The following is a 21,110-nucleotide window of genomic DNA, read 5'->3' on the forward strand; positions in this document are numbered from 1 at the left end:
TTCACCATGTCGCGCAGCCTTTGGACTCGCTTCAAGCTACAGATCGCTTTCGTACTGGCCGGCAGCCTGCTGCTGACCGGTTGCGCCAACACCGGCAGCTCCATGCTCGGCGAAAGCGGCGGCGGCACCGACCCGCGCCTGACTCAGGGCAATGATGCAGAGTTCTTCAGCAAGTCCGGTTACCAGGCCTGCGCCGTCGGCGCCGGTGTCGGCATCCTCACCTGCGCGCTGTCCAACAGCAGCAACAAAGCCGTGTGCGCCATCGCTGCCGGCATTACCGCGTGTGGCGTGGCCATGGGCGCGAACTACTATCTGGATCAGCGTCGCAGCGAATACGCCGACACCACCACCCGCCTGGCGAAGATGAACAGCGACGTCGAACAAGACACCCAGAACGTGATCGCCCGTACTGCGACCGCTCAGCAAGTGATCAACGATGACGAGGCGCGCATCGCCCAGATCAAAAAAGACATCGCCAACAAGAAAGTCGACAAGACCAAGGCCCAGACGCAAATCGCCGAAATCGATTCGAACATCGCCCGCCTGCGTAAAGACCTCGGCAACATGCGCACCAAAGTCACCGAGTACACCAAAGTAGCCGATGCCGAACGCGCACAAGGCGCACAAGGTGCCGAGATCAAGCAAGTGGACATGAACATTGCGAAAATGAACCAGAAAGTCACGGCCCTGCAGAAGGAAGTCGACGGTCTGTACAGCCAACGCTCCGCGATCACCCTGGGCTAAGCACATGACACTACGACAGCTGGCGGTCCTTACCGCCGTCCTGGCCCTGAGCGGTTGCGCGACGAAGCCCGGCGAATGCGATTCGACCAATCGCGACAGCAGCATGCTGACCAAGATGAACTGCGACTACTCCGGTGGTTACAGCGATCAGGTCAAGCAGAAGGAACTGGCCCTGAGCGAGTCCCGCCAGCAAAACGCAATGTTCCATCAGGTGTACGCGGACATTCAGGCGCAGCAACTGAGCACTAAAGCCGATCTGGCGAGCCAGCAGAAATCCCAGGCAGCGTTGAATCAGTCTTTGAGTCAGTTGCTAAGCTCGCTCAAGGCTCGGCGTGGCAACGAAAGCAGTGTGCAGAAGCAGATTGCCAGCATCGAGCAGCAACTCAAGGCCTCGCAAGCGGCGCCAACGACCAAAGCCACTCCAGCATCGCTGGCGGCCAAGCAGGAACAACTGAAGGCGTTGCAGAAGAAGGTCAATCAGCTGCAATTCAGCCTCGGTTACGAAGAGTAATGTTCACCCCGCAGGCATCTCCTGGATGCCTGCACTTTTTCAGGAATCGTCGTCATGCAGCGGGTCATCAGGGATGCGCAAGCCACACCGGAGGGGATGAGTGCGCTGCAAGCCAAAGTCGCCCTCATCCAGAAACACTTTCCGCCGACCGTCGCCAGTCTCTTCGCCATCCCGCGAATGGGCAGTGGTGACGTGCTGGAATGGTGGACCGAACTGKGTGGGCAACCCACGCCCTACGCCGACCTCAACGAGGACGCGCAACGACGTTTGCTGGAAACCTATGAAGTGCGTCAGACGTCCCTGGGACAGCTGGCGGACGAACTGCAAAAACGCGGTCAGCCCACGGTAGCGGATGACCTGCGCAGCCTGCTCGGCACGCCTGAGCTGGACAAACTCTACAGCCTCAACGGTGAGCCGTTGGTGGTGCGCTGGAACCAGCGTCCGCCAAAACCGATCGTACCGCCGGTTGTTCCGGTGGCGCCGATCGTACCGCCGTCACGGCGTGGCTGGTGGATTGCGGCAGCCCTGCTCGCGCTGCTGTTGCTGCTTCTGGCGCTGTGGCTCTGGTGGTTCCTGCACCGTGAACCGGTCGTCGTGGCTCCGCCGGTAGCGCCTGTTGCGCCAGTGGTAACGCCGGTGGAAAAACCGGTCGAGCCTGTTCCCGAGCCTGTTGTGGAACCGGAGCCTGCTCCAGAACCAGAACCCGCGCCAAAACCAGTGCCACCACCCAAGCCGGTCCCACCACCAAAACCGGTAGTGGCCGCGCCGCCGCCACCACCGCCGCCACCTCCGGCCCCGACGCTGGATAACTTCGCCTGTCGCAAAAAAGCGCCTGACGCCAAGATCCCGCAATTCGTGGTGGTGCTCGACACCTCAGGCTCGATGGATTTGAACATCAAGTCCGTGAAAGCCGACGAAGACTGGTTCTTCGGCAATGAGCTGAACAAGTACCTGGACGTGAACCGCACCCAACAGATCTTCGCCAAGCCGAGCCGCATGGACGTCGCCAAGGACTCGTTGGCCGGCATGATCAACGGGCTGGACCCGAAGATCGACACGCGCCTGATCACCTTCGCCGGTTGTGAAAGAACACCGGACCAGGGCGTGTTCAGATTTGGCGATCGCCCGCGGCTGATCAATGGGATTCGAGGCCTGGTTCCCAACGACGGTACACCGCTGGCTGACAGCCTGGCCTACGCGGCCAGCACCGTTGACGGGCGCAATAACGATGCCGTGATCGTGATGTTCGTCGACGGTGAAGACGGCTGCCAGAAAGACGCCTGCGCCGTGTCGCGCCGAATCGCCAAGGAACAACCGCGACTGCGGGTCAACGTGGTGAAAATCGGCGCCGGTGGCCCGTCGCGCTGCATCGCCGAAAACACTGGTGGCCGGGTTTACAACAGCACCAATGCGTCTGAATTGGCCAATCAGTTGAAACAGGCAAGCAAGGAAGTATCTAGCAATGCCAAGTGCGACTAGCCGGGGATAGATCCTGAATTGAGGTGACCCCATCGCGAGCAAGCTCGCTCCCACACTGGATATGTGATCGACACATAACCCTGTAGGAGCGAGCCTGCTCGCGAAAGCTATTTCAGAGGCGCCTCAACGAAACCGGTCAACCTCTTGGCGCAAGTCCGCCGCGAGCTTCTCCAGCTCCTTGGCCGTCACCGCCAGGTTGGACACCACTTCGCGCTGCTCACTGTTGGCCAGCGCAATGCTTTGCAGGTTGCTGCTGAGCAACGTTGCGGTGCTGCTTTGCTCCTGGGTCGCGGTGGTAATCGCCGCAAACTGCTGACCGGCCGAACGGCTCTGCTCGTCGATTCGCGCCAAGGCCGAAGCCACGTTGGCGTTACGCGACAAACCTTCCTGCATCAACACATTGCCCTGCTCCATGGTGCTGATGGCGTTGCCGGTTTCCTGCTGGATGCTGCTGATCATCCCGGAAATTTCGTCAGTGGCCTGACGAGTGCGCGACGCCAGGTTACGCACCTCATCGGCAACCACCGCAAAACCACGGCCCTGTTCACCGGCGCGGGCCGCTTCGATGGCGGCGTTCAGTGCCAGCAGGTTGGTCTGTTCGGCAATCGAGGTGATCACCCCGACGATGCCGCCGATTTCCTGAGAGCGCTGACCGAGGGTGTTGATCACCGTCGCGGTGCTGTTCAGCGCGCTGGCGATTTGCTCCAGCGACGAGGACGCTTCGTCCATCGACGTCCGACCGATCTGAGTTTGTTGTGCGTTTTCCTGGGCCAGACGCTGAGTGTTGCCCATGTTGTCGGCAATGTTCAGGGACGTGGCGCTGAACTCTTCCACGGCGCCGGCCATGCTGGTGATTTCGCCGGACTGTTGCTCCATCCCTTCATAAGCGCCACCGGACAGGCCGGACAATGCCTGGGCACGGCTATTGACCTCCTGCGAGGCTTTGCGGATGTGCTCGACCATGGTCGACAGGGCCTGGCTCATCTGGTTGAACGCGCGGGCCAGTTGACCGATCTCATCGTTGCTCGACACGTTCAGCCGCACGCTCAAATCACCGGCGCCCAAGGCTTCGGCCTGGCGCACCAGATCGCTCAGCGGCGCGAGTTTGCTGCGTAACAGCCAGACGGCTGAACCGACCGCGATCAACATCGACAGCAGACTGCCGATGGCCAATTGAATGCCGACACTCCAGGTCACCGCACTGATTTCGGCTTTTGGCATGTTCGCCACCACCGACCATGGCCCGCCGTCGAACGGCACCGCCACGCTGTAGAAGTCTTCCGACTTGTCGCTCCAGAAATCACCCTTGCCCGGTGTTTTCGCCAGGTCGACGATGGCCGTAATGGCTTGATCCGGTGCCTGCACGCCCGCCGGCGGCACCAGCCATTTGTTTTGTTCATCCAGCAGCGCCAGCGAACCGGTCTGGCCGATACGGAAGCGCTTGAGGTTGGCGAACTGGGCGTTCTGCGCGTCGGTGTAATCGAACCCTACGAACAGCACGGCAATCACCTTGCCGCTGCTGTCGCGTACGGGGGTGTATTGCGTCATGTAGGAACGCTCGAAGAGCAGCGCGCGACCCACATAGCTCTGCCCCGCCATCAAACGCGCATAAGCCGGGTGGGCGTGGTCAAGCAGCGTGCCGATGGCGCGGTTGCCGTCCTGTTTGGTCAGGGAGGTGCTGACCCGAATGAAGTCTTCGCCACTGCGCACGAACAACGTGGCCACACCGGCGGTCATTTGCTTGAACTCGTCGACTTCCTTGAAGTTGTTGTTCAACACTTCGCTGCCCAGGTGCAGCCCCGGGGTCTGCACACCGGCCACCGTCACCGGCTCATCCGGGTGCAGGCTCAGGCCGGAGCTGAAGCGCTTCTCGAACAGGCCGCTCAGACGCTGGGTGCTTTCGCGCAAAGTACCGTGGAAGGTACTCAACTGATCGGCCAGTAACCGGGCTTCACTGGCCAGGTGCTCTTCGCGGGTGGCGAGGTTGGCAGTGTCCAGCGAACGCAGGGCGAACACGGTACTGCCAGTGATGACAATCGCCAGTATCACGGCAAGCGCAAGGCCAAGCTGTGAGGCAATCCGGGCACGGGGTTGAGACATGACAACTCCTGGCCGAGCGACCTGCCCCCGTGTTTGATCGGGCTGCACACTCAGCAAAATTTTTCTAATAATGGGAACAGCGCTGGACCTGCACGAAGGTTCCATTTGCAGAATTTCGGCGGCGATTCTGAATACTTGAGTAAATAGCCGGGATATGGCGCAAGGCCTCTATCACGCCAGCTCTATCGATTCAGCTCAAACGCTGCACATCCGGTAATTCCATCGCCCGGACTTCACCCAACAGAAAATCGCTGAGCCGGCGCAAACGATCACCTCCGGGGCGGGTTTTCGGCCAGACAAGGTAATAATTCTCACCACTGGCAACGGCGGTCGGCCACGGCAAACTCAGACGCCCCTGCGCGACATCCTCCGCCACCATCAGCAAATCCCCCATGGACACGCCGTAGCCCCGCGCGGCGGCAATCATGCCCAGCTCCAATGTGTCGAACACCTGCCCGCCCTTGAGCGAGACCTGATCGGTCAGGCCCATGCGGTCCAGCCAACTGCGCCAGTCGCGACGATCCGGCGTCGGGTGCAGCAGTTCGGTGCTGGCCAGGCGTGCAACGTCCCACGGCTGATCGTTCAGAAGATTCGGCGCGCCCACCGGAATCAGCTCCTCCGGGAACAGCAGCGTCGCTTCCCAGTCCGGCGGGAAATGCCCGTTGCTGAGGATCACGGCACAGTCGAACGGTTCCTGATTGAAGTCCACCGAGTCGATGTCCATCCAGGCACTGGTCAGTTGCACTTCATTGCCCGGCTGCAGGTGCCGAAAGCGGCTGAGCCGCGCCAGCAGCCAGCGCATGGTCAATGTCGAAGGGGCTTTCATGCGCAGGATGTCGTCTTCGGCGCGCAAGGTATTGCAAGCGCGTTCCAGGGCGGAGAAACCGTCACGAATGCCCGGCAAAATCAGGCGCGCCGACTCGGTCAACTGCAGGTTGCGTCCACTACGGTGAAACAGCCGACAGGCAAAATGCTCTTCGAGTGTACGAATGTGTCGGCTGACGGCACTCTGGGTGATCGACAATTCTTCGGCGGCGCGAGTAAACGAGCTATGCCGAGCCGCCGCTTCAAATGCGCGCAAGGCATATAAGGGAGGAAGACGACGAGACATGCGGAAAGCTCCTATAGCGCAATCCGCTTACCCTAGCAGAATCTCCATTGCATGAGTTTGACTCATGCTACCCATCCTTTTTATCCCTTTGTGCAAACCCCTTGAAGCGCCGAGAATCGACCCTTTCCAGTTCACTTTGATAATCGAGCGTGATGACCATGAAGCATCCAGCGCGTATTGAACTCGGGGCCATCCTGCGGCTGGCGGGGCCGCTGATTGCCTCGCAGTTGGCGCACATGCTGATGGTCCTCACCGACACCTTGATGATGGCGCGCCTGAGTCCCGAGGCATTGGCCGGTGGCAGTCTGGGGGCAGCGAGCTATTCGTTCGTGTCGATTTTCTGCATCGGCGTGATTGCCGCCGTCGGCACCCTGGTGGCGATTCGTCAGGGCGCAGGCGACATCATCGGCGCTGCGCGGCTGACCCAGGCCGGAATGTGGCTGGCGTGGTTGATGGCACTGGTGGCCGGGCTGCTGCTGTGGAATCTCAAACCTGTGCTGTTGCTGTTTGGCCAGACCGAGTCCAACGTCCACGCGGCCGGGCAGTTTCTGCTGATCCTGCCGTTCGCCCTGCCCGGTTACCTGAGCTTCATGGCCCTGCGCGGTTTCACCAGCGCCATTGGCCGGGCGACGCCGGTCATGGTGATCAGCCTCGGCGGCACGGTGGCGAACTTCCTGCTCAACTACGCCTTGATCACCGGCATGTTCGGCCTGCCGAAACTCGGGCTGATGGGTATCGGGCTGGTGACAGCGATTGTTGCCAACCTGATGGCCGTGGCGCTGGCGGTGCACATCCGCCGGCACCCGGCGTATGACGCCTACCCCTTGCGCCAGGGCCTGTCGCGACCTAACCGTCGGTATTTGAAGGAGCTGTGGCGCCTCGGCCTGCCGATTGGCGGCACATATGCGGTGGAGGTCGGGCTGTTTGCGTTCGCCGCGCTGTGCATGGGCACCATGGGCAGCACGCAGTTGGCGGCGCACCAGATCGCCCTGCAGATCGTTTCGGTCGCGTTCATGATTCCGGCCGGGATTTCCTACGCGATCACCATGCGCATCGGCCAACACTACGGCGCCGGGCAGTTACTGGATGCGCGGCTGGCGGGCCGGGTCGGGATTGCTTTCGGCGCGGCTGCGATGCTCGGTTTCGCCATGGTCTTCTGGTTCCTGCCGAACCAGTTGGTCGGCCTGTTCCTGGACCAGAACGACCCGGCCTTTCGCGACGTTATCAACCTGGCTGTGAGCCTGCTGGCGGTGGCGGCCTGGTTTGAGCTGTTCGACGGCACACAGACCATCGCCATGGGCTGCATACGCGGGCTCAAGGACGCCAAGACCACATTCCTGGTCGGGTTGGGCTGTTACTGGCTGATTGGCGCACCCGCCGCGTGGTGGATGGCCTTCCATGTRCACTGGGGGCCGACGGGCGTCTGGTGGGGGCTGGCGCTGGGGCTGGCGTTTGCGGCGGTCAGCCTGACGCTGGCGTTCGAGTGGAAGATGAAGCGGATGATTCGGCAGGAGCCGTCGTCACACCAGCGTTTCGAAATCCCTCAGCCAGACTGAGATCCCTGTAGGAGCATGGCTTGCCCGCGATGAACGATAACGCGGTGTGCCTGCAAGACCGTGTCGCCTGYATCGCGGGCAAGCCTTGCTCCTACAGGATCCTCGCTAGTTCACGACTTCCAGCACTGGCTGCTGATCGCTGGCTGACGTCAAATACTCAACCAGCTCCGCCAACGGCAGCGGCTTGCTGATCAGGTAGCCCTGCACCTGATCGCAGCCAAAACCGCGCAACAGATCCAGCTGTTCCGGTGTTTCCACCCCTTCGGCAACCACCTCGAGATTGAGGTTGTGCGCCAGGTTGATCATCGCGTGGACCAGTTTGCGATTCTCCTCACGTTCTTCCATGCCGCCGACAAAGCTCTTGTCGACCTTCAGCAACGCGATCGGCAGGCTGTTGAGGTGCACGAAGGACGAGAACCCGGTGCCGAAGTCATCCAGCGAGAAGCGCACGCCCAGCCGCCCGAGGGCGTCCATGGTTTGCTTGACCAGATCGCTGCGACGCATCACCGCGGTTTCCGTCAGTTCGAATTCAAGCCACTGCGCTTCGACACCACGCTCGGCAATCAACCGGCTCAACGTGGACAGCAATTGGCTGTCCTGAAACTGCCGGAACGACAGGTTGATCGCCATGTGCAACGCCGGCAGCCCCTGCTCACGCAAGGCCTGCATGTCGCGCAGGGCCCGGGAAATCACCCAGTAACCGAGCGGCACGATCAAACCGCTTTGCTCGGCCAGCGGTACGAATTCGCTCGGTGGCAACAAACCGCGCTCGGCGTGCCGCCAGCGCACCAGGGCTTCAAGGCCGACGATCTGGCCGTCATCCAGGTTCAGGCGGGGTTGGTAGTGCAGTTCCAGTTCGTCACGCCGCAAAGCCCGGCGCAACTCGCTTTCGAGATCGGCCATGCTGCGGGCGTTGCGGTTGATGCGTTCGTTGAAGATGTGAAAGGTGCAGCCTTGCGTGCTCTTGGCTTGCTGCATGGCGATGTGCGCGTGCCACATCAGCGGGTCGGCGCCGGCCTGGACCCGGGCGTGGGCAATGCCCAGGCTGGACCCGATCAACAGGCTTTCGCCGTCGACCCAGTAAGGTTCTGCCAGTGCTTCGGTGATGCGCTCGGCCATCCATTCGGCGCGCTGAGGCGCACGGCGGGTGTCGATCAGCAGGGCGAATTCGTCACTGCCCAGGCGCGCCAGTTGGTCGCCGGCCTCAAGTTGGCTTTTGAGCCGAGCGACCACTTGCAGAATCAATCGGTCGCCGGCCTGGTGGCCGAGGGCATCGTTGGCGTGACGGAAGTTGTCGAGGTCCAGGTGACCGAGGGCCAGGCCCCGGCCGTCGTTTTCTGCGAGGCGCGCTGCCAGCAGGGTCTGAAAACCCTGGCGATTGGCGATGCCGGTCAACGGGTCTTGCTCGGCCAGACGCTGCAAGGTGTTTTCCAGCAAGCCACGCTCGCGCACATGCCGCAGGCAACGGCGCAGCATGCCGGCATCGAGCAGGTCACGCACCAGCCAGTCACTCACGCTGTCGGGCGTCGTCACTGGCTCGTGCTCGAGCAACAACACCGTCGGCAAGCTGCAACGACCCGGTAGCGGCTGAAGTGCAGGAACAGTCAACAACACCGCGTTACGGTTGTCATCGAACAAACTGCTGACCGACTCCCAGCTCGGCGCGCTGATGAGCACGGCCGAGCTCCCCATCGGAGCCAGACACTCGCGCAACAACGCTGCCCACGCTGGCTCTTCGGCCAGTAACAGCAAACGCAAGGGTTCGACAGGCGTAGACAAGCTAGCTCCCTAGACTCTGCAAAGATGTAGGCGGCGGGCATTATGCCGCGCGGGTAACCAATGACCAAATGACATCGGTTATCAAACGCGTTTTGCGCCCGGAATAAGAACATTAGCCGCACATTCACCGCGCATCCTGCTTGAAAGTAACAAAACCGGCAATTAGAGAAAGCGTGTTACGTCACAAGTCGGACAGAGCAGCACAATTCGCTGAGCCTGTTAAAATGCCGGCCCATTTCACAAACGACTCCCTGAATTCTGTATGTCCCGACTCAATCCCCGGCAGCAAGAAGCCGTGAGCTACGTCGGCGGCCCTCTTTTGGTGCTCGCCGGTGCAGGCTCCGGCAAGACCAGCGTGATCACCCGCAAAATTGCGCACCTGATCCAGAACTGCGGCATCCGCGCCCAGTACATCGTCGCCATGACCTTTACCAACAAGGCCGCGCGCGAGATGAAGGAACGGGTCGGCACATTGCTCAAGGGTGGCGAAGGCCGTGGCCTGACCGTGTGCACCTTCCACAATCTGGGCCTGAACATCATCCGCAAGGAACACGTGCGCCTGGGTTACAAACCGGGCTTCTCGATCTTTGACGAAACTGACGTCAAAGCCTTGATGACCGACATCATGCAGAAGGAATACGCGGGCGACGACGGCGTCGACGAGATCAAGAACATGATCGGCTCGTGGAAAAACGACCTGATCCTGCCCGCCGAAGCCCTGGAAAACGCGCGCAACCCCAAGGAGCAGACCGCCGCCATCGTCTACACCCACTATCAGCGCACGCTCAAGGCGTTCAACGCGGTGGACTTCGACGACCTGATCCTGCTGCCGGTAAAGCTGTTCCAGGAACACGCCGACATCCTCGAAAAGTGGCAGAACAAAGTCCGCTACCTGCTGGTCGACGAATACCAGGACACCAACGCCAGCCAGTATTTGCTGGTGAAATTGCTGATCGGCACGCGCAACCAGTTCACCGTGGTCGGCGACGACGACCAGTCGATTTACGCTTGGCGCGGCGCCCGTCCGGAAAACCTGATGCTGCTCAAGGACGACTATCCGTCCCTGAAAGTGGTGATGCTGGAGCAAAACTACCGCTCCACCAGCCGCATCCTGCGTTGCGCCAACGTGCTGATCTCGAACAATCCGCACGAGTTCGAAAAACAGCTGTGGAGCGAGATGGGCCACGGCGACGAAATCCGCGTGATCCGCTGCCGCAACGAAGACGCCGAAGCCGAGCGCGTGGCGGTGGAACTGCTGACGCTGCATTTGCGCACGGACCGCCCGTACAGCGATTTCGCGATCCTGTATCGCGGCAACTACCAGGCCAAGCTGATCGAGCTGAAGCTGCAACACCACCAGATTCCGTATCGCCTCTCCGGCGGCAACAGCTTTTTCGGGCGTCAGGAAGTGAAAGACCTGATGGCCTACTTCCGCCTGATCGTGAACCCGGACGACGACAACGCCTTCCTGCGGGTGATCAACGTCCCACGCCGGGAGATCGGTTCGACCACCCTGGAAAAGCTCGGCAACTACGCCACCGAACGCAAAATCTCGATGTACGCCGCCACCGATGAGATCGGTCTGGGTGAGCATCTGGACACGCGCTTCACCGATCGCCTGTCGCGCTTCAAGCGCTTCATGGACAAGGTGCGCGAGCAGTGCGCCGGCGAAGACCCGATCTCGGCATTGCGCAGCATGGTCATGGACATCGACTACGAGAACTGGCTGCGCACCAACAGCTCCAGTGACAAGGCCGCCGATTACCGCATGGGCAACGTCTGGTTCCTGATCGAGGCGTTGAAAAACACCTTGGAGAAAGACGAAGAAGGCGAGATGACCGTCGAAGACGCCATCGGCAAACTCGTCCTGCGCGACATGCTCGAACGCCAGCAGGAAGAGGAAGACGGCGCCGAAGGTGTGCAAATGATGACCTTGCACGCGTCCAAAGGCCTGGAATTCCCTTACGTGTTCATCATGGGCATGGAAGAGGAAATCCTCCCGCACCGCTCCAGCATCGAAGCCGACACCATCGAAGAAGAACGCCGCCTGGCCTACGTCGGGATTACCCGCGCGCGCCAGACCCTGGCCTTTACCTTCGCCGCCAAGCGCAAGCAGTACGGCGAAATCATCGACTGCGCGCCGAGCCGCTTCCTTGATGAGCTGCCGCCGGACGATCTGGCGTGGGAAGGCAACGACGACACACCGGTTGAAGTCAAAGCCGTTCGCGGAAATACCGCATTGGCGGATATACGCGCGATGTTAAAGCGCTAGAATTGAGCACTTTTTAATCAAAGCATTTTTAACCGAACACTTTTTGACAAGCTCGGCGCACATGGCGCCAGTAGAGGAACGCTTCATGGAAGCACTGCACCAGAAAATTCGCGAACAAGGCATCGTGCTTTCCGATCAGGTCCTGAAGGTAGACGCCTTTTTGAACCACCAGATCGACCCGGCCCTGATGAAGCTGATCGGCGACGAATTCGCCGCGCTGTTCAAGGACTCGGGCATCACCAAGATCGTCACCATCGAAGCCTCGGGCATCGCCCCGGCGATCATGACCGGTTTGAACCTCGGCGTGCCGGTGATCTTCGCCCGCAAGCAGCAGTCCCTGACCCTGACTGAAAACCTGCTGTCGGCGACCGTTTACTCGTTCACCAAGAAGACCGAAAGCACCGTGGCGATTTCCCCGCGCCACCTGACCAGCAGCGACCGCGTGCTGATCATCGATGACTTTTTGGCCAACGGTAAGGCATCGCAGGCACTGATTTCGATCATCAAACAGGCGGGCGCGACCGTGGCCGGTTTGGGCATCGTGATCGAGAAGTCGTTCCAGGGTGGCCGTGCGGAACTGGATGCGCAGGGTTATCGCGTTGAATCGCTGGCCCGCGTGCAGTCGCTGGCCGGTGGTGTTGTGACCTTCATCGAGTAAGCCGCAACACTGCAAAACCTGTAGGAGCCGAGCTTGCTCGCGATGGCGGCCGGACATTCGACATTGATGTTGAATGTTATGGCCTCAACGCGAGCAAGCWCGGCTCCTACAGGGTTTTGTGGTGGTTGTTATTGCGCGGTGGCTTTCAGACCGGCCAGCAGCAATCGCTGAAACAGGTCTTCCTTCAGCCCATCCGGGTGGGTCAGTTGCATCCGTTCAAGATGCTCTGGAAACGCCGAAGCCTCTGGCGCATCCAGTGCCGCCCTGCCCAATTCCAGAATCTCCGTCAGCTTGAACTTGCTCTTCAGCCAGTTCAGGGCCCGCAACACGTCGCGCTCCACCGCGGTGAAATCACTGCCCAGCGGATACTCCGGAAACAGGTTCGGATGCCGCCCCTGAATCGTCTGTAATCGCTGCGGACTGTTATCGGCGAAACGTGGGTCGAGACGGAAGTCCTTGGGCAACTTGCCAACGCTCTGCGCCTGCTCGATCAGCCCCGACTGGAACCGTGAGTCGCTGATATTCAGCAAGGACTCGATCACGGCCGCATCCGTCTTGCCGCGCAAGTCGGCGATACCGTACTCGGTGACCACGATGTCGCGCAGGTGCCGGGGGATCGTGCAGTGGCCGTACTCCCAGACGATGTTCGAACTGACCTCACCGCCCGCCTCACGCCAACTGCGCAGCAGCAGCACCGAACGTGCGCCTTCCAGTGCATGCCCCTGGGCGACGAAGTTGTACTGCCCGCCCACACCGCTGAGCACTCGCCCGTCTTGCAACTGATCGGCCACACCGGCGCCGAGCAGGGTCATGGTGAACACCGTGTTGATGAAGCGCGCATCCAGGCGCTGCAGGCGCTTGAGTTCTTCCTGACCGTAAAGCTCATTGATGTAGCTGATGCGGGTCATGTTGAATTCAACGCGCTTGCTCTGCGGCAATTCCCGCAAGCGCTCATAGAAACTGCGTGATCCCAGGAAAAACCCGCCGTGAATCGAAATGCCGTCGGTTTGCGCGGCCTCGTCCAGAGTGCCGGCATTCGCCTGCTGCTGGGTGAGGACGTCGGGATAGACCTTGCGCCGCACAATCCCGGCATCCGCGAGCACCAGCAAGCCGTTGACGAACATTTCGCTGCAACCGTACAGGCCTCTGGCGAAAGGTTCGAGGCCGCCTTCGCGCTCGATCAACTGCGCCCACTGGCTCAGATTCACGTCTGCCAGCAAAGCCTTGTAACCGTCATTGTCGGCCTGACGCGCCAGCAACGCCGCCGTCAGCGCATCGCCCATGGCGCCGATACCGATCTGCAGCGTGCCGCCGTCGCGCACCAGAGTGCTGGCGTGCAGGCCGATGAAGTGATCCTGAAAGCCCACCKGCATGTTCGGCGTGGAAAACAGCGTGGTGCTGTCTTTCTTGTCGATCAGCAGATCAAAGGTGTCGATGCCCACCTCCGCGTCGCCTGGCATATAGGGCAAGTCGTTGTGCACCTGGCCCACCAGCAGGATCGTCTCCCCCGCCGCCCGGCGTTTGGCAATCATGGGCAACAGGTCGAGGGTGATGTCCGGGTTGCAACTCAGGCTCAGGCGATCGGGATGATCGCTGTGGCTCGCCACCAATTGCGCGACCAGGTTCAAACCGGCAGCGTTGATGTCCCGTGCGGCGTGGCTGTAGTTGCTGCTGACGTAGTCCTGCTGGGCTGACGCGCTGTGCAGCAGGCTGCCGGGCTGCATGAAGAACTGCTGGATGTGGATGTTCGGCGGCAGGTTGTCTTTGTGCAGACCCTGCAGAAAATCCAGCTCCGGATAGTCGCCGAATACCTGTTCGATGAAGGGTTCGAGGAAGCGCTTCTGCAAACCATCGCCCAATGCCGGACGGCCCAGGCACAGCGCGGTGTAGATCGTCAGTCGCCGCTGCGGCAGTTGCGCAATGCGCTGGTACAGCGCGTTGACGAAGTGGTTGGGTTTACCCAGGCCAAGGGGCAAGCCCATGTGAATGTGCGCCGGCAACCGTGCCAACACATCATCCACGGCCTGTTCGATTGAACACAGCTGAACCATCTGATCCTCCCTTACATTCCGTGATTCGGGTTGGACCGAGCTTGCCGGGTCTTTGCTGCAATGAACAGTCTCAGGCACAAATCGCAGGCACAAAAAAACCGCTCGAAAGCGGTTTTTTTGCTGAAGATGTGGGCTTATTTCAGGCCGGACATCTTCTGGATGGCGCCTTTGAGCTCGGCGTCCGCGCAATCGGCGCAGGTGCCTTTTGGCGGCATTGCGTTGAGGCCGGAGATCGCCTTTGCGAGCAGGCCGTCAACACCGCCTTCCTTCTTGGCACGCTCGCCCCACGCTGCGGCGTCACCGATTTTCGGTGCGCCCAACAGGCCAGTGCCGTGGCAAGCGTTGCAATGTTTTGCAATCACCTCGTCAGGGGTTTTGGCACCGCCACCACCGCCAGCAGAGGCAGCAACTTCCATCCCCTTGCACTCTTTGCCCTGAACGCAAACCTGGCCGACTGGCTCAAGGCGTTTGGCAATATCGTCGTTCGTCGCAGCTTGAGCGCTGACAGCCCAAAGGGCCAATACGGTTGCTGGTACAGCCAGCATTTTCATAATTAGATTCACGCGTTCACCCTCAATGGTGGCTAGTCACGCCTACGGCCACGGTTCGCAGGCGGGCGCAAGTATAGCGGTAAGCCCGCCACACTGAAACAACCCCAAAGTCGAAGGGGTCTTATGCTGCAGCGGAAAAACTGCCTGGGTGCCTCGGCCTGACTGGCAGGGCGCCTTCTTTACTTAGAAATTCGCCGGTGTCGCTGCGCTGATTAGTCGCGCCGGCGCATCGAACGGATTACGGAAACGATGCGGCTTGGTACTCTCAAAGTAGTAGCTATCGCCGGCTTCGAGCACAAAAGTTTCAAGCCCGACCACCAGTTCCAGCCGACCCTCCACCAAAATGCCGGTCTCCTCGCCCTCATGGGTGAGCATCTCGTCACCGGTATCGGCGCCTGGCGGGTAGATTTCATTCAGAAAGGCGATGGCCCGGCTCGGATGAGCACGGCCGACCAGTTTCATGGTCACTGCGCCATCGGAAATATCGATCAGTTCGTTGGCTTTGTAGACGATCTGCGTCGGTTTTTCCTGCAGGATTTCTTCAGAAAAGAACTCGACCATGGACATGGGAATCCCGCCCAGTACTTTGCGCAGCGAACTGATCGAGGGGCTGACGCTGTTCTTCTCGATCATCGAAATCGTGCTGTTGGTGACACCCGCGCGCTTGGCGAGCTCACGCTGCGAAAGGCCTTTGAGCTTACGGATGGATTGCAGTCGTTCACCGACGTCCAATGCTTGCGCCTCCAGGGATTCAGGTTGTAGGAATATTGAGCGTTATCATGGCGACAGCGTTCAGTATTTACAACACTTGGACCTGAATCCTGTGGGACGAGGCGACTTCCGGTGTGGACCGCTGGGTGTCAGCCCTCGGAATAGAGCAGTGGCACCCGGCGCAGGTTGCAGAAGATCTGATAAGGAATCGTGTCCGCGGCCGCCGCCACGTCGCTGGCGAGGATGTTTTTACCCCACAACTCGACGGTCGAACCGAGACCGGCTTGCGGTACATCGGTCAGGTCGATGCAGAGCATGTCCATCGACACGCGGCCGATCAACTGGCTGCGCTGCCCGGCCACCAGCACCGGCGTACCGGTGGGCGCCTGACGCGGATAGCCGTCGGCATACCCCATGGCCACCACCCCCACACGCATCGGCTTGGGTGTAATGAATTTCGCACCGTAACCAATCGGTTCACCGGCCGGCAGTTCACGCACACTGATCACTTTCGATTCCAGCGTCATCACCGGTTGCAGGCGTGAGGCGACTGCGTTGGCTTCTTCAAATGGCGTCGCGCCATACAGCATGATGCCCGGACGCACCCAATCGCTCGGAATCTGCGGCCAACCCAGCACCGCCGGCGAATTGCGCAGGCTGATCTCTGCCGACAAACCCTGGCGCGCGGCTTCAAATACCGCGACCTGCTCGGCGCTGGACTGCTCGTGCAGTTCATCGGCCCGGGCGAAGTGGCTCATCAATACAACCTTTGCCACCTTGCCGCTGGCCAGCAGCCGTTGATAGGCCGCCTGATAATCCTTTGGATGCAAGCCCACCCGATGCATGCCCGAATCCAGCTTCAGCCAGACGGTGATCGGCTTGCTCAGCGAAGCTTTCTCGATGGCTTCAAGCTGCCAGAGCGAATGCACCACACACCAGAAATCATGCTCGACAATCAGCGACAACTCGTCAGCTTCGAAGAACCCTTCCAGCAGCAGGACCGGCGCACGAATGCCCGCGGAACGCAGCTCCAGCGCTTCCTCGATGCAGGCCACGGCAAAACCGTCTGCCTCGACTTCCAGCGCCTGGGCGCAACGCACTGCGCCATGGCCGTAGGCATCGGCCTTGATCACCGCGAGGGCCTTGGCCCCGGTGATTTCACGGGCGATTCGGTAGTTGTGACGCAGGGCTTGAAGGTCGATCAGGGCACGGGCAGGACGCATGGCGGCAGACTTCTGGTCGGGTCATTGGGGAAGAAAAACCGGCGCTGGCTGACAGCATCAACCGCCAACAGCACCGGGAGAGGGATCTTTCTGAGCTACTGGTTTCAGATCAATTATGGCAGAGCGGCTACAACCGACAGCTCAACCAGGATCTCCGGTTCACACAGTTTCGATTCAACCGTGGCACGCGCGGGTGCGACGCCTTTTGGCAGCCACTGGTCCCATACCGCGTTCATGCCTTCGAAGTGTGCATCAATGTCTTTCAGGTAAATCGTGACCGACAACAGGTGGTTCTTGTCAGTACCGGCCAGATCGAGCAAACGCTCGATGTTGGCAAGGGTCTCACGGGTCTGCTGTTCAATCCCGGCGCTCAAGTCATCGCCGACTTGCCCGGCCAGATACACGGTGCCGTTGTGGCTGACGATCTGACTCATGCGCTCATTGGTGAGCTGGCGCTGGACTGACATGCTTTGCGGACTCCTGGGTCTTATTGCCATAACGGGAAATATCGAGGCCTTCGGCGCTGATCTGCGGCGTTCTTTTCGCCATCAGGTCAGCCAGCAAGCGACCGGAGCCACAAGCCATGGTCCAGCCGAGTGTGCCGTGACCGGTGTTCAGGAACAGGTTCTTGAACGGTGTCGCGCCAACGATCGGCGTGCCGTCCGGGGTGGTCGGACGCAGACCGGTCCAGAAACTGGCCTGGGCCAGATCGCCGCCCTGAGGATAAAGGTCGTTGACGATCATCTCCAGGGTTTCGCGCCGACGCGGGTTCAGCGACAGGTCAAAACCGGCGATCTCCGCCATGCCGCCGACGCGGATGCGGTTGTCGAAACGGGTGATCGCGACCTTGTAGGTCTCGTCGAGAATGGTCGAGGTCGGGGCCATGGCCGGGTTGGTGATCGGCACGGTCAGCGAGTAACCCTTGAGCGGGTACACCGGCGCCTTGATCCCCAGCGGCTTGAGCAATTGCGGCGAGTAGCTGCCGAGCGCCAGCACGTAGCGGTCAGCGGTTTCCAACTTGCCGTCGATCCACACGCCGTTGATGCGATCACCGGCGTAGTCGAGCTTCTGAATGTCCTGGCCGAAGCGGAATTCCACACCCAGTTTCACCGCCATTTCGGCCAAGCGGGTGGTGAAGATCTGGCAGTCGCCGGTCTGGTCGTTCGGCAGGCGCAGGGCGCCGGCGAGGATGTCGGTGACGCTGGCCAGCGCCGGCTCAACGCGGGCAATGCCGGCGCGGTCGAGCAGTTCGAACGGTACGCCGGACTCTTTCAGCACCGCGATGTCTTTGGCGGCGCCATCCAGTTGAGCTTGGGTGCGGAACAGTTGCGTCGTGCCCAGGCTACGGCCTTCATAGGCAATGCCGGTTTCAGCGCGGAGTTCGTCGAGGCAGTCACGGCTGTACTCGGACAGGCGGACCATGCGCTCCTTGTTCACCGCGTAACGGCTGGCGGTGCAGTTGCGCAGCATCTGCGCCATCCACAGGTACTGATCGATATCGGCAGTGGCCTTGATCGCCAGCGGTGCGTGGCGCTGCAACAGCCATTTGATGGCTTTGAGCGGCACACCCGGCGCCGCCCACGGCGAGGCATAACCCGGCGAAACCTGGCCGGCGTTGGCGAAACTGGTCTCCATGGCAGCGGCCGGCTGACGGTCCACCACCACCACTTCAAACCCGGCCCGAGCCAGATAATAAGCACTGGCGGTACCGATGACGCCGCTACCCAAGACCATAACGCGCATTTTCATATCCCTCATCGCGGCTGACCGCTGACGTGTGTTGTATTCAAACAGTGATGAGCGCAGTGTAAAAAAGATTTGCCAGTGATTTTCACTATATAAGCGGCTATATTTGGCGACAATTCTCGGCAAAAACCCTTTTCACGGAGGCGCATCCCCTATGCGTACCAACACCCAGACCAAACGGGAGCTGGACAAGATCGATCGCAACATCTTGCGGATCCTGCAAGCGGACGGACGTATCTCCTTCACGGAACTGGGGGAAAAGGTCGGGCTCTCGACCACGCCCTGTACGGAGCGGGTCCGGCGTCTGGAGCGCGAAGGGATCATCATGGGCTACAACGCCCGGCTCAATCCGCAACACCTGAAGGGTAGTCTCCTGGTGTTCGTCGAGATCAGTCTCGACTACAAATCCGGCGATACTTTCGAAGAGTTCCGACGTGCAGTGCTGAAATTGCCCCATGTACTGGAATGCCACCTGGTGTCAGGGGATTTCGACTATCTGGTGAAGGCGCGGATTTCCGAGATGGCCTCGTACCGCAAACTGCTGGGCGATATCCTGCTCAAGTTGCCGCATGTGCGCGAATCCAAGAGCTACATCGTGATGGAAGAGGTGAAAGAGAGCTTGAGCCTGCCGATTCCGGATTGACCCTCCACTGATCGTTCCCATGCTCCGCGTGGGAATGCAGCCCGGGATGCTCTGCGTCCCATCCAAAGCCGAACGCAGAGCGTCCGAAGAGGCATTCCCACRCAGAGCGTGGGAACGATCAAACGAGAACTTGGCGGGTACTGGCCATGTACTCATGAATCTGCTTCTCCACCCGTGGATGAATCAGTTCCACTGGCGCCCGCCCATTCGGGCATGGCAGCGTCTTGGTGGTGCCGAACAACCGGCAGATCAGCGGTCGCTCGTCATAGACCGTGCAGCCGTTGGGCCCCAGGTGAACGCAATTGAGTTCATCCATCGCCGCATCCTGCTCGGCGCGGGTCTTGCGCGGCAGGCGGGACATTTCTTCCGGCGAGGTCGTCACCGGCCCACAGCAGTCATGGCAGCCGGGCACACACTCGAACGACGGAATCTGCTGGCGCAGTGTGCGTATTTTCTGACTGTTGCAGCTCATTGAAGCGGTGACCAAAAGCGAAATAGAGCGCGATTCTGAAGCAAAGGCGCCGATCCATACAGCAGCAGCCGACCAATGTTGCCCGCATCCGAAGGTCCGGCTTATGCTCCGTCAAATTTTCCAAACGCCAGAATCGGGAATACGCCCATGAATGCCGGTGCTCAGCAATCCGCCCCAGGCCACCAGCACACCGCCTCTTATTACGCCGCCAGCAGCCTGCCGCAGCCTGACTATCCGGCGCTCAACGGTGACCTGGTAGCGGATGTGTGCGTGGTCGGCGGCGGGTTTTCCGGGCTGAACACGGCGCTTGAACTGGCGGAGCGTGGCTTGAGTGTCATCCTGCTTGAAGCCCACAAGATTGGCTGGGGTGCCAGCGGACGCAATGGCGGGCAGTTGATTCGCGGTGTCGGCCATGGCCTGGACCAGTTCGCCAACGTGATCGGTGCGGACGGCGTGCGTCAGATGAAACTCATGGGCCTTGAGGCGGTGGAAATCGTCCGCCAGCGTGTCGAACGCTTTCAGATCCCTTGCGACCTGACCTGGGGTTACTGCGACCTGGCCAACAAGCCACGCGACCTCGAAGGCTTCGCCGAAGACGCCGAAGAGCTGCGCRGCCTCGGTTACCGCTATGAAACCCGCCTGCTGCAAGCCAATGAAATGCACACGGTGGTGGGCTCCGACCGTTACGTTGGCGGCCTGATCGACATGGGCTCAGGGCATTTGCACCCACTGAACCTGGCACTGGGCGAAGCGGCCGCCGCCCAGCAATTGGGGGCGCTGTTGTTTGAACAGTCGGCGGTCTCCCGCATCGATTACGGCCCCGAAATCAAAGTCCACACGGCCCAGGGCTCGGTCCGCGCCAAGACTCTGGTACTGGGCTGCAACGCCTACCTCAACCAACTCAACCCTGAACTCAGCGGCAAGGTCCTGCCGGCCGGCAGCTACATCATTGCCACCGAACCCTTGAGCAAAGAACAGGCGCACGCCCTGCTGCCGCAGAACATGGCGGTCTGCGATCAGCGGGTGGCGCTCGATTACTATCGCCTCTCGGCAGACCGGCGCCTGCTGTTTGGGGGCGCCTGTCACTATTCAGGCCGTGATCCGAAAGACATCGCGGCGTACATGCGACCGAAGATGCTGGACGTCTTCCCGCAACTGGGCGCGGTGAAAATCGACTATCAATGGGGCGGGATGATCGGCATCGGCGCCAACCGGCTGCCGCAGATCGGCCGACTTAAAGACCAGCCCAACGTGTATTACGCCCAGGCCTATTCCGGTCATGGGGTAAATGCCACGCATCTGGCCGGCCAGTTGCTGGCCGAGGCGATCAGTGGCCAGCACAGCGGCGGGTTCGATCTGTTTGCCAAGGTGCCGCACATCACCTTCCCTGGCGGCAAACATTTGCGTTCACCGTTGTTGGCGTTGGGGATGCTTTGGCATCGGCTTAAAGAGTTGGCCTGAGGGGTCTTCGGTGCCAGCACAGACGCCATCGCGGGCAAGCCC

18 protein-coding genes are annotated in these 21,110 nt (G+C 60.6%); 8 read left to right on the forward strand and 10 right to left on the reverse strand.

Annotated elements, in window-relative coordinates; genetic code table 11:
- The first annotated feature begins 6 nt into the window (after positions 1-6).
- Genes AC1D2P_RS07945 through AC1D2P_RS07955 form a run of 3 tightly spaced genes read left to right on the forward strand, consistent with a single transcriptional unit; the run spans position 7 to position 2,734 of the window.
- The gene (locus tag AC1D2P_RS07945; protein ID WP_109785726.1) at positions 7-744 is read left to right on the forward strand and encodes a hypothetical protein; all 738 of its coding nucleotides are present in this window, start codon (positions 7-9) and stop codon (positions 742-744) included.
- A gap of 4 nt (positions 745-748) precedes the next feature.
- Positions 749-1,255 (forward strand): hypothetical protein, encoded by a 507-nt coding sequence (locus AC1D2P_RS07950; protein ID WP_046030645.1) that lies wholly within the window; start codon positions 749-751, stop codon positions 1,253-1,255.
- Between the two features lie 54 nt (positions 1,256-1,309).
- Positions 1,310-2,734, forward strand: coding sequence for a vWA domain-containing protein (locus tag AC1D2P_RS07955; RefSeq protein ID WP_477811375.1), 1,425 nt, complete (start codon positions 1,310-1,312; stop codon positions 2,732-2,734).
- 123 nt (positions 2,735-2,857) lie between these two features.
- On the opposite strand, the gene AC1D2P_RS07960 is transcribed toward AC1D2P_RS07955, so the two are convergent.
- A complete protein-coding gene (locus tag AC1D2P_RS07960; protein WP_109785728.1) occupies positions 2,858-4,834 on the reverse strand; it encodes a methyl-accepting chemotaxis protein in 1,977 nt (658 codons plus the stop codon).
- Between the two features lie 190 nt (positions 4,835-5,024).
- A complete protein-coding gene (locus AC1D2P_RS07965; protein WP_046030648.1) occupies positions 5,025-5,945 on the reverse strand; it encodes a LysR substrate-binding domain-containing protein in 921 nt (306 codons plus the stop codon).
- A gap of 158 nt (positions 5,946-6,103) precedes the next feature.
- Between AC1D2P_RS07965 and AC1D2P_RS07970 the strand changes: the two genes are divergently transcribed.
- Entirely contained in the window at positions 6,104-7,501 is a 1,398-nt protein-coding gene (locus AC1D2P_RS07970) for a NorM family multidrug efflux MATE transporter (protein ID WP_046031106.1), read from the forward strand.
- A 105-nt stretch (positions 7,502-7,606) separates the two neighbouring features.
- Here AC1D2P_RS07970 and AC1D2P_RS07975 read toward each other — a convergent pair whose 3' ends face one another.
- A complete protein-coding gene (locus tag AC1D2P_RS07975) occupies positions 7,607-9,280 on the reverse strand; it encodes a putative bifunctional diguanylate cyclase/phosphodiesterase (RefSeq protein WP_046030649.1) in 1,674 nt (557 codons plus the stop codon).
- A gap of 262 nt (positions 9,281-9,542) precedes the next feature.
- Between AC1D2P_RS07975 and rep the strand changes: the two genes are divergently transcribed.
- Together rep and AC1D2P_RS07985 are read left to right on the forward strand one after the other, a co-directional pair.
- Positions 9,543-11,552 (forward strand): DNA helicase Rep, encoded by a 2,010-nt coding sequence (gene rep, locus AC1D2P_RS07980; protein ID WP_046030650.1) that lies wholly within the window; start codon positions 9,543-9,545, stop codon positions 11,550-11,552.
- 85 nt (positions 11,553-11,637) lie between these two features.
- Positions 11,638-12,210, forward strand: a complete 573-nt coding sequence (locus AC1D2P_RS07985) for a xanthine phosphoribosyltransferase (RefSeq protein ID WP_027926370.1) — start codon at positions 11,638-11,640, stop codon at positions 12,208-12,210.
- 128 nt (positions 12,211-12,338) lie between these two features.
- Here the strand turns inward: AC1D2P_RS07985 and AC1D2P_RS07990 are convergent, their stop codons facing one another.
- The 6 genes from AC1D2P_RS07990 to dadA all read right to left on the reverse strand — a co-directional run bounded on the left by AC1D2P_RS07990 (position 12,339) and on the right by dadA (position 18,489).
- The gene (locus AC1D2P_RS07990; RefSeq protein ID WP_477811376.1) at positions 12,339-14,261 is read right to left on the reverse strand and encodes an acetyl-CoA hydrolase/transferase C-terminal domain-containing protein; all 1,923 of its coding nucleotides are present in this window, start codon (positions 14,259-14,261) and stop codon (positions 12,339-12,341) included.
- Positions 14,262-14,395: 134 nt separating this feature from the next.
- Positions 14,396-14,812 carry a c-type cytochrome gene (locus tag AC1D2P_RS07995; protein WP_033053381.1) on the reverse strand — a complete coding sequence of 139 codons (417 nt, stop codon included), beginning with the start codon at positions 14,810-14,812 and terminating at the stop codon, positions 14,396-14,398.
- Between the two features lie 183 nt (positions 14,813-14,995).
- The gene (locus AC1D2P_RS08000; RefSeq protein ID WP_007947433.1) at positions 14,996-15,544 is read right to left on the reverse strand and encodes a cupin domain-containing protein; all 549 of its coding nucleotides are present in this window, start codon (positions 15,542-15,544) and stop codon (positions 14,996-14,998) included.
- A gap of 128 nt (positions 15,545-15,672) precedes the next feature.
- Positions 15,673-16,746 (reverse strand): alanine racemase, encoded by a 1,074-nt coding sequence (gene alr, locus AC1D2P_RS08005; protein ID WP_109785730.1) that lies wholly within the window; start codon positions 16,744-16,746, stop codon positions 15,673-15,675.
- A gap of 113 nt (positions 16,747-16,859) precedes the next feature.
- Complete coding sequence (locus tag AC1D2P_RS08010) at positions 16,860-17,213, reverse strand: RidA family protein (protein ID WP_109785731.1); 354 nt, start codon at positions 17,211-17,213, stop codon at positions 16,860-16,862.
- Positions 17,185-18,489 (reverse strand): D-amino acid dehydrogenase, encoded by a 1,305-nt coding sequence (gene dadA / locus AC1D2P_RS08015; protein WP_109785770.1) that lies wholly within the window; start codon positions 18,487-18,489, stop codon positions 17,185-17,187. Before dadA ends, AC1D2P_RS08010 begins: the two co-directional genes overlap by 29 nt.
- A 157-nt stretch (positions 18,490-18,646) precedes the next feature.
- Between dadA and AC1D2P_RS08020 the strand changes: the two genes are divergently transcribed.
- Positions 18,647-19,135: an Lrp/AsnC ligand binding domain-containing protein gene (locus AC1D2P_RS08020; RefSeq protein ID WP_003177284.1), complete on the forward strand. Its 489-nt coding sequence runs from the start codon at positions 18,647-18,649 to the stop codon at positions 19,133-19,135.
- Between the two features lie 118 nt (positions 19,136-19,253).
- On the opposite strand, the gene AC1D2P_RS08025 is transcribed toward AC1D2P_RS08020, so the two are convergent.
- The gene (locus AC1D2P_RS08025) at positions 19,254-19,607 is read right to left on the reverse strand and encodes a YkgJ family cysteine cluster protein (RefSeq protein WP_109785732.1); all 354 of its coding nucleotides are present in this window, start codon (positions 19,605-19,607) and stop codon (positions 19,254-19,256) included.
- 147 nt (positions 19,608-19,754) lie between these two features.
- Here AC1D2P_RS08025 and AC1D2P_RS08030 point away from each other — a divergent pair, with 147 nt between their 5' ends.
- Entirely contained in the window at positions 19,755-21,068 is a 1,314-nt protein-coding gene (locus AC1D2P_RS08030; RefSeq protein ID WP_477811377.1) for an NAD(P)/FAD-dependent oxidoreductase, read from the forward strand.
- Positions 21,069-21,110: the final 42 nt, after the last annotated feature.

Source organism: Pseudomonas sp. P1_F1_2, from assembly GCF_056405815.1.